At 73.1% G+C, this 8,685-nt stretch carries 9 protein-coding genes; 8 read left to right on the top strand and 1 reads right to left on the bottom strand.

Features of this window, described 5'->3' with window-relative positions:
- The first annotated feature begins 23 nt into the window (after positions 1-23).
- The 4 genes from rpoZ to VH969_RS04600 all read left to right on the top strand — a co-directional run bounded on the left by rpoZ (position 24) and on the right by VH969_RS04600 (position 3,183).
- Positions 24-314 carry a DNA-directed RNA polymerase subunit omega gene (rpoZ, locus tag VH969_RS04615; RefSeq protein ID WP_075123567.1) on the top strand — a complete coding sequence of 97 codons (291 nt, stop codon included), beginning with the start codon at positions 24-26 and terminating at the stop codon, positions 312-314.
- Entirely contained in the window at positions 311-1,540 is a 1,230-nt protein-coding gene (coaBC, locus tag VH969_RS04610) for a bifunctional phosphopantothenoylcysteine decarboxylase/phosphopantothenate--cysteine ligase CoaBC (protein WP_331970837.1), read from the top strand. Before rpoZ ends, coaBC begins: the two co-directional genes overlap by 4 nt.
- Positions 1,541-1,606: 66 nt before the next feature.
- Complete coding sequence (gene metK, locus VH969_RS04605) at positions 1,607-2,809, top strand: methionine adenosyltransferase (protein WP_331970835.1); 1,203 nt, start codon at positions 1,607-1,609, stop codon at positions 2,807-2,809.
- Positions 2,758-3,183, top strand: a complete 426-nt coding sequence (locus tag VH969_RS04600; RefSeq protein WP_331970833.1) for a DUF5313 family protein — start codon at positions 2,758-2,760, stop codon at positions 3,181-3,183. The genes metK and VH969_RS04600 overlap by 52 nt, the downstream gene beginning before the upstream one ends.
- Positions 3,184-3,232: 49 nt before the next feature.
- Here VH969_RS04600 and VH969_RS04595 read toward each other — a convergent pair whose 3' ends face one another.
- The gene (locus tag VH969_RS04595; protein WP_331970831.1) at positions 3,233-3,931 is read right to left on the bottom strand and encodes a Crp/Fnr family transcriptional regulator; all 699 of its coding nucleotides are present in this window, start codon (positions 3,929-3,931) and stop codon (positions 3,233-3,235) included.
- Between the two features lie 105 nt (positions 3,932-4,036).
- On the opposite strand from VH969_RS04595, the gene VH969_RS04590 reads away from it, so the two are divergent.
- The 4 genes from VH969_RS04590 (at position 4,037) to fmt (ending at position 8,625) form a co-directional block, all read left to right on the top strand.
- Positions 4,037-4,381 carry a hypothetical protein gene (locus tag VH969_RS04590; RefSeq protein WP_331970830.1) on the top strand — a complete coding sequence of 115 codons (345 nt, stop codon included), beginning with the start codon at positions 4,037-4,039 and terminating at the stop codon, positions 4,379-4,381.
- Between the two features lie 422 nt (positions 4,382-4,803).
- A complete protein-coding gene (locus VH969_RS04585; RefSeq protein ID WP_331970828.1) occupies positions 4,804-7,077 on the top strand; it encodes a primosomal protein N' in 2,274 nt (757 codons plus the stop codon).
- Between the two features lie 70 nt (positions 7,078-7,147).
- Positions 7,148-7,696 carry a peptide deformylase gene (gene def, locus VH969_RS04580; RefSeq protein WP_331970826.1) on the top strand — a complete coding sequence of 183 codons (549 nt, stop codon included), beginning with the start codon at positions 7,148-7,150 and terminating at the stop codon, positions 7,694-7,696.
- A 2-nt stretch (positions 7,697-7,698) separates the two neighbouring features.
- On the top strand, positions 7,699-8,625 hold the full coding sequence (gene fmt / locus VH969_RS04575; protein ID WP_331970824.1) for a methionyl-tRNA formyltransferase: 927 nt from the start codon (positions 7,699-7,701) through the stop codon (positions 8,623-8,625).
- The last annotated feature ends 60 nt before the right edge of the window (positions 8,626-8,685 follow it).

The following is an 8,685-nucleotide window of genomic DNA, read 5'->3' as shown; positions in this document are numbered from 1 at the left end:
TCTGACCAGCTGGAGAAACACGAGTGATCACCCCCACCGAGTTGGGCGCACTGGGTGACCCGACGAGCCCGCAGCTCGAAGGCATCACGAACCCCCCGATCGACGACCTGCTCGACAAGGTCAGCTCGAAGTACGCCCTGGTGATCTACGCAGCCAAGCGCGCCCGCCAGATCAACGACTACTACGCGCAGCTCGGCGAGGGCCTGCTCGAGTACGTCGGTCCGCTGGTCGAGCCGGGCCCGCGCGAGAAGCCGCTGTCCATCGCGCTCCGCGAGATCCACGCCGGCCTGCTCGAACACACCGAAGGCGAGTGACCGAGGCCGATCGCCGCCCCCGCGTCGTACTCGGTGTGGGCGGTGGGATCGCGGCCTACAAGGCGTGCGAGGTTCTTCGCCGCCTCACCGAGTCCGGGCACGACGTCCGCGTGCTGCCGACGGCCGCCGCGCTACGGTTCGTCGGCGCCGCCACGTTCGAAGCGCTGTCCGGCAATTCCGTGCGCACCGAGGTCTTCGACGACGTGCCCGAGGTGCCGCACGTGCGCATCGGGCAGTCCGCCGACCTCGTGCTCGTCGTGCCCGCCACCGCCGACCTGCTCGCCAAGGCCGCGCACGGCCTCGCCGACGACCTCCTTACCAACACGCTGCTCACCGCTCGCTGCCCGGTGCTGATGGCGCCCGCCATGCACACCGAGATGTGGGAGCACCCCGCCACCCGCGACAACGTGGCCACCCTGCGCCGCCGCGGTGTGATCGTCAGCGAGCCGGCGAGCGGACGGCTCACCGGCGTCGACACCGGCAAGGGCCGCCTCGCCGACCCGGCCGAGATCGTCGACCTCGCGCGCCTGCTGCTCGCCCGGCCAGACGCGCTGCCGCGCGACCTCGAGGGCGTGCGGATCGTCGTGTCCGCGGGTGGCACGCGAGAACCGCTCGACCCCGTGCGGTACCTCGGCAACCGCTCGTCCGGCAAGCAGGGCTACGCGCTCGCCCGCACCGCCGTGCAGCGCGGCGCGCAGGTCACCCTCGTGTCCGCGCACACGGTGGCGCTGGCCGAGCCGGCCGGCGCCGAGATCGTCCGGGTCGGCACGGCCGAAGAACTGCGCGACGCCATGCACGAGGTGTCGGCCGGCGCCGACGTCGTGGTGATGGCCGCCGCGGTGGCCGACTTCCGGCCCGTCGACCGGGCCGAGTACAAGATCAAGAAGACCGGCCGCGACCCGGACCCGGTCGCGCTGACCCGCAACCCGGACGTGCTCGCCGAGCTGGTCGCGAGCCGGACGTCCGAGCAGGTCATCGTGGGTTTCGCGGCCGAGACGGGGGATAGCACCGGCGACGTGCTCGAGCACGCGCGGGCCAAGCTCAAGCGCAAGGGGTGCGACCTGCTGGTCGTCAACGCGGTCGGCGAGGGCAAGGCCTTCGAGATGGAGGACAACGCCGGTTGGCTACTGTCCGCCGACGGATCGGAACGAGCCATCGCGCTGGGTAGCAAGTCGCGGATGGCTTCCGATGTATGGGATGCGGTGGTGGCCTTCAAACGGTCTTGAACTGGTTCTCCAGTGCTATCAGTACGCTTTCCACAACAACCAGGCGATGAATTGGGTAGGTACGTCGTGACGGAGTCCGCGAGCAGGCTGTTCACCAGCGAGTCGGTGACCGAGGGGCACCCAGACAAGATTTGTGACGCGATCAGCGACTCGATCCTGGACGCGTTGCTGTCCAAGGACCCGCGGTCGCGTGTGGCGGTGGAGACCATGGTCACGACCGGCCAGGTGCACGTCGCCGGCGAGGTGACGACCGAGGCGTACGCGGACATGCCGACGATCGTGCGCGAGACGATCCTCGGCATCGGCTACGACTCGTCCGCCAAGGGCTTCGACGGCAACTCCTGCGGCGTCAACATCGCGATCGGGTCGCAGTCGCCCGACATCGCCCAGGGTGTCGACACCGCCTACGAGTCGCGGGTCGAGCACGAAGAGGACGAGATCGCCAAGCAGGGCGCCGGCGACCAGGGCCTGATGTTCGGCTACGCGTGCACGGACACGCCGGAGCTGATGCCGCTGCCGATCGCGCTCGCCCATCGCCTGGCCAAGCGGCTGACCGACGTGCGCAAGAACGGCACGCTGCCCTACCTGCGGCCGGACGGCAAGACGCAGGTCACGATCGAGTACGCGGGCGACCAGGCCGTGCGGCTCGACACCGTGGTGGTGTCCTCGCAGCACGCCGACGGCGTCGACCTCGAGAAGCTGCTGACCGTCGACGTGCTCGAGCAGGTCGTCAAGCCCGAGATCGCCCAGCTGGACCTGGACTCCGAGAACGTGCGGCTGCTGGTGAACCCGACCGGCAGGTTCGTCGTCGGCGGTCCGATGGGTGACGCGGGCCTGACCGGCCGGAAGATCATCGTCGACAGCTACGGCGGCATGGCCCGGCACGGCGGCGGCGCGTTCTCCGGCAAGGACCCGTCGAAGGTCGACCGCTCGGCCGCGTACGCGATGCGCTGGGTCGCCAAGAACGCCGTCGCCGCGGGCCTCGCCACCCACCTCGAGGTGCAGGTCGCGTACGCGATCGGCAAGGCGGCGCCGGTGGGCCTGTTCGTCGAGACCTTCGGCACCGAGACCGTCGACCCCACCAAGATCCAGCAGGCGATCAGCCAGGTCTTCGACCTGCGGCCCGCGGCCATCATCCGCGACCTCGACCTGCTGCGTCCCATCTATGCTCAGACCGCCGCGTACGGCCACTTCGGCCGTCCTGAGCTGGACCTGCCATGGGAGCGCACCGACCGCGCCGACGCGCTGAAGGCCCTCGCCGGAGCCTGATCCGGCCCGGCCCCATACGGTGGCTGTGGTACGCGGTCGGCGGCACGCTGCCGACCGCGTACCACGGTTGGGTGCTCTACGACCTCACCTGCCGGACGTGGGTGCTGCGGCACTTCGCACGGGTGCAGGTGATGTTCCTCTGGTGGTGGCTCGCGCTGCTCGCCCCGGGCCCGTGGCCGCTGCGGTTCTCGATGGTGGCGCTGGGCTACCTGCTGTCGATCTACTTCTCCCTGGCGTTCCTCGAGGACGCCTGTGAACGCCGCCTGATCAAGCACGGCTTCCCCGTGGGCCTGAACCGCAAGATCCGCGAAGAGTCTACTGTGGACGAACGCGCGGATCTGGCCGTCATCTACACGGCCTACTACCAGCCCTAGGAAGCCGCGTTGCCGCGAGACGTCGGCCGGCTTCGTGCCGGCCGGGCTCTCAGGGGGCCGGTCGGCCGGCGGCCAGGTCGCGGAGAATGTCCGGGCGGATGATCGTCACGCGGTGGCGGGCCGTCTTCACCACGCCGATTCTTTTCAGCTCGTCCAAGCCGCGAATCAGCGTGCTCCGCGAAACCCGGGCGAAGCTGGCCAGATCTTCCTGCGTTTGGTGGAGAACCACCTCGCTCGCCGCCGCCCAGTCCGGGTCGTATTGCAGCGCGAGTTCCAGAAGAAGCGCGGCCAACCGTTGCGGAAATTCCGTTCCGCCGGACTCCAGGCGCAGCCGATCCGATTGCTGGAGGCGAAATGCCAGCGACCGGAGTAACTCCATTGCTATCCGGGGATTGCGGCTCAGTACGGCGAGCAGCCGCTCGGCCGTGATGACCCACGCGCACACCTCGTCCATCGCCTGGATCGTGGCGCCCCGGGGCAGACCGCTGATCGGCGCCAGCTCACCCACGATCTCGCCCGGGCCACGGGCGGCGAGTGGCGCGTTGTCGCCACGGTAGTTGGTCGCGGTGATCTTCACCCAGCCCCGGATGATCACGAACATGCTGCTGGGCGGACTGCCCTGCATGGCAAGGAATTCCCCGGACTGCCAGATGCGCTGCTGACCGGGCGTCGTCAATGCGTTCTGCTCGGCGACAGTCAACCGGTGCCACGCGCGTCGCTCGCCGTTACCGGTCTCCGACGGCCCCATTGTTCGATTCTCCCCAGCCCCGTCCCGGGTGTTTCATTTGACACGGTACCCGGCCGCCAACCCGGCGAGTATGGCTCTGCAGCCAAAAAATTGGGGAGGCGGACGATGAGCAACCCGACTATCACGCCCGTGCTGAACTCCGAGTGGACCCGAAGCTACGCGTCGATCCCGGTGGCCATCCAGCCGCACCCGGAGCTGCAGGCCGGCCCGGGGCGTATCCCGGTCAACCAGCCGCGACCGAAGTCGGCCGGAGTCGCGTTCGTGCTGAGCATGCTCCTCGGACCCGTCGGGCTGTGCTACCTCTCGGCGCGCGCGGGGCTCATCGCCACCGTGCTGTCCGCCGTCGTACTTCTCGTAGCCGGGGCGGGGTTCGTGCCGCTGCTGGTGATCTGGCCGCTCGCGGTGCTCGGGTCGGTGTGGGGCGCCGGCCACGTGCACGTCAGCGGCTGATCTCCGCTCGGCCGGCGGCTCGGGGTCGGCGTGCATCTCGATCGCCACGATCCGGCGCCCGGCGATCGGGAAGGTGCACACACGCGCGGCGTGCCTCCCACCGCCACACCGCCCCGGGCCCCCGCCCACCAACCGCCTCGGGTTCGGCACCACCCATCCGGACGTCGCCGAGTCCACCCGGAGCACCAGGACCGGATCGGGGAGGGAGGGCAGCGCCTGGAAGTCGCCCTCGCGGGACGCCGCGGGGACGCGTGTCGACGACCTCGCGCTGCCTGGTCACGCCCGGCGCCGCGTTCGTGCCATGAACGCGGCGCCGGGCGCGGCTGGCCGGCTGTCGCGCCGTGGGATACGTGCGCCGCACGAGCATCCGGTGGCGAGTGGTCTGCGCGGCGGGCGACAGGGGGCCGTGATAGACAGCGCGCATGACCGCGCGCAAGGGGGAGCAGCGGCCGGCGGCCACGCTTCCGGTCGCCCGGGTGTGGGTCGACGTTCCGCTCGCGCACCTGGACCGGCCGTTCGACTACCTGGTGCCCGCGCAGCTGGCCGAGACGGCCGTGCCGGGTTGCCGCGTGCGAGTGCGCTTCGCCGGGCAGCAGGTCGACGGGTTCCTCGCCGAGCGGGTCGCGGAGTCCGACTTCGGCGGCAGGCTCGGGTTCCTGTCGAAGGTCGTGTCGCCGGAACCCGTGCTCGCGCCCGAGATCGCGGCGCTGGCCCGCGCGGTGGCCGACCGCTACGCGGGGACGATGATCGACGTCCTGCGCCTGGCGATCCCGCCGCGGCACGCCCGGGTCGAGGCCGAGCCGCCGCCGGAGCCGTCGCCGGTGCCCGGCGCACCGGACCCGGCGGCGTGGCGGCGGTATCCGCGCGGGCCCGCGTTCCTCGAGGCCGTGCGGGCCGGCCGGCAGGCGCACGCGGTGTGGCAGGCGCTGCCGGGGGAGGACTGGCCCGTCCGGCTGGCCGAGCTCGCCACGACCGCGGCGGCGGGCGAGCGGGGCGCGGTGCTCGTGGTGCCGGACTACCGCGACGTGGCCCGGGTGCACGCCGCGTGCGTGGCGCTCGCCGGCGAGGAGGCGGTGGTGGCGCTGTCCGCGGACGCCGGGCCGGCCAAGCGGTACCGGCGGTGGCTGTCGGTGCTGCGCGGCGGGGCGCGGATCGTCGTTGGCACGCGGGCGAGCGTCTTCGCACCGGTGCACCGCCCCGGCGTGTTCGTGGTGTGGGACGACGGCGACGACCTGCATGCCGACCCGCACGCGCCGTACCCGCACGTGCGGGACGTGCTGATCCAGCGGGCGCACGCGGCGGGCGCGTCGCTGGTGGTGGCGGGCTTCGCGCGGACGGCGGAGGCGCAGCTGCTCGTGGACTCGGGGTGGGCGCCGGAGATCGTCGCGGCACGGGCGGAGCTGCGGGTCGCGTCCCCGCGGATCGTGGCGCTGGGGGAGACCGACTTCCAGCTCGCGCGCGACCCGGCCGCCCGCGCGGCCCGCATCCCGACGGTGGCGTTCGAGGCGGCCCGGGCCGCGCTGGCCGGCGGCCGGCCGGTGCTGGTGCAGGTGCCGCGAGGCGGCTACGTGCCGGCGCTGGCGTGCCAGCAGTGCCGGACCCCGGCGCGTTGCCGGCGCTGTGCGGGCCCCCTCGGCCTGCCGACCGCCGGCCGCGCGGCGGCGCGGCCCGCCGGCGACGTGCGGTCCGCCGCTCGCCGTGCGGGTGAGGCGCGGGCGGCGGTGGGTCGCACCGCACCCGAACGGGCCGAACGGATCGGCGCGCCCGGCAGCCTCTTCGACGCCGGCCCGGACGAGCCCGCACGCCGCGGCCACGTCGGCGTGCCGGCTGACCGCGCGCCCGGCGCGGGTGGCCTGCCCGACGCCCCGGGCGGTGCGGTGGGCAGGTGGGAGGGGCCGGGCGGCGCCGGTGGTGGCCGGAACGGCACGGACCACGCGCCCGGTGGTGCGGACGGGACGGCGCGGCCGCCCACCTGCCGGTGGTGCGGCGTGCCCGACACCGCCTTCCGGTGCGGGGCATGCGGGTCGCGGCGACTGCGGGCGATCGTGGTCGGGGCGAAGCGGACCGCCGAGGAGCTCGGCCGGGCGTTCGCCGACGTGCCCGTGTTGAGCTCCGGCGCAAGCGAGGTGCTCGCCGAGGTACCGGACCGGGCGGCGCTCGTCGTCGCCACCCCGGGGGCCGAACCCGTGGCGCGCGGCGGGTACGGCGCCGCCCTGCTGCTCGACGGCTGGGCCTTGCTCGGCCGAGCAGATCTGCGCGCGGGCGAGGAGGCGCTGCGCCGCTGGATGCTCGCCGCCGCGCTCGTCCGGCCCGGCAACGACGGCGGCCGCGTCGTCGTTGCCGCCGAGTCCGCGCTCGCCCCCGTGCAGGCGCTGGTGCGGTGGGACCCTGTCTGGCACGCCCGCCAGGAGCTCGCCGCCCGCGAGGAGCTCGGCTTCCCGCCCGCGGTCCGGATGGCCTCCGCCGACGGGCCGGCCGACGCGCTCGCCACGTTCCTCGACGAGCTCGAGCTGCCGCCGTCCGGCGAGATCCTCGGACCGGTGCAGGTCGGGGACGCCGAGCGCGCGCTCGTCCGCACGTCGCGCAAGGACGGCCGGGCCCTGGCCACCGCCCTCGCCACCGCACAGCACGTGCGCACCGCGCGCAAGGAGCCCGACTCGATCAGGGTCCGGCTCGACCCCCTGGAGCTGATCTGACGCGGCCCGGCCGGGCACTCCCCGGCACTGAATAGACTGGCGGGGCGGACCCCGACCCGAATGGAGAACCGTGACAGTCCAGCCCATCCGGCTCTTCGGCGATCCGGTGCTGCGCACTCCTGCCGTGGAGGTCGTGGACTTCGACAAGGAGCTGCACACCCTCGTCAAGGACCTCTGGGACACGATGGAGTCCGAGGGTGGCGCGGGTCTGGCCGCGCCGCAGCTCGGCGTCGGCCTGCGGGTGTTCACCTACCACTGTGACGGCGCCGCCGGGCACCTGGTGAACCCGACCTGGACCGCGCTGGACGACGAGTACCAGGACGGCGAGGAGGGCTGCCTGTCGATCCCGGGCGTGTACCTCGACTGTCGCCGGCACCTGAACGTCGTCGCCAGCGGCTGGAACATGCACGGCGAGCCCGTGGAGATCGAGGGCAGCGAGATGCTGGCCCGCTGCCTGCAGCATGAGACCGACCACCTGGACGGCGTGCTGTTCCTCGACCGGCTCACCCCGGAGACACGCAAGGCGGCCATGAAGGAGATCCGCCAGGCCGAGTGGTTCGACGGCGGCGTGCCCACGATCAAGCAGAGCCCGCACTCGATCTTCGGTGGGGCCGTCTGACGATGCGTCTGGTATTCGCCGGTACCCCCGAGGTGGCGCTGCCGTCGCTGCGCGCCCTGCTCGACAGCGGCCGGCACGAGGTGGCGGCCGTCGTCACCCGCCCCGACGCACCCGCTGGCCGCGGCCGGCACCTCGTCCGCTCGCCCGTCGGCGCGCTGGCCGACGAGCACGGCATCGAGGTGCTGACCCCGCGCAAGGCGGCCGACCCCGACTTCCTCGACCGGCTGCGCGCGATCGCGCCGGACTGCTGCCCGGTCGTGGCCTATGGCGCGCTGCTCCCGCAGAAGGCGCTGGACATCCCGCCGCACGGCTGGGTCAACCTGCACTTCTCGGTGCTGCCCGCGTGGCGTGGCGCGGCCCCCGTCCAGGCGGCGCTGCGGGCGGGCGACGAGATCACCGGTGCGAGCACGTTCCGCATCGTCAAGGAGCTCGACGCCGGCCCGGTGTTCGGCGTGGTGACCGAGAACGTGCGGGCCGACGACACCGCGGGCACGCTCCTCGACCGGCTCGCCGAGGCCGGCGCGGGGCTGCTGGTGTCGACGATCGACGGCATCGAGGACGGCACGCTGCGGGCGCAGGAGCAGCCTCCGGACGGCGCGAGCTACGCGCCCAAGGTGACCACCGACGACGCGAAGGTCGACTTCAGCGTGCCCGCGCTCGCCGTCGACCGGCACGTGCGCGCGGTGACGCCGGATCCCGGCGCGTGGGCGGAGTTCCGCGGCGAGCGGATCAAGCTCGGCCCGGTGACCCGGGTGGGCGCGGACTCGCTCAAGCCGGGCGAGGTGCACGTCGAGCGCAAGCGGGTGCTGGTCGGCACCGCGACCGCGCCGGTCGCGCTCGGCGACGTGCAGGCACCCGGCAAGAAACGGATGGCGGCGACGGACTGGGCGCGCGGCGCACGCGTCGAGCCAGGGGAGCGGCTGACGTGACGCAACAAGGACGGCGCCCGGCGAGGTTCTCCCGGCCGCGGGCGCCCCACCCGCCGAAGC

Source organism: Actinophytocola sp. (assembly GCF_036555685.1).
Lineage (GTDB): Bacteria > Actinomycetota > Actinomycetes > Mycobacteriales > Pseudonocardiaceae > Actinophytocola.
This window is presented reverse-complemented; position numbering and strand designations above follow the sequence as displayed.

Coding starts and splice junctions, on each gene's coding strand:
- fmt (WP_331970824.1), top strand. CDS start 7,699: ATGCGTCTGGTATTCGCCGGTACCCCCGAGGTGGCGCTGCCGTCGCTG.
- VH969_RS04585 (WP_331970828.1), top strand. CDS start 4,804: ATGACCGCGCGCAAGGGGGAGCAGCGGCCGGCGGCCACGCTTCCGGTC.
- VH969_RS04595 (WP_331970831.1), bottom strand. CDS start 3,931: ATGGGGCCGTCGGAGACCGGTAACGGCGAGCGACGCGCGTGGCACCGG.
- VH969_RS04600 (WP_331970833.1), top strand. CDS start 2,758: ATGGGAGCGCACCGACCGCGCCGACGCGCTGAAGGCCCTCGCCGGAGC.
- VH969_RS04590 (WP_331970830.1), top strand. CDS start 4,037: ATGAGCAACCCGACTATCACGCCCGTGCTGAACTCCGAGTGGACCCGA.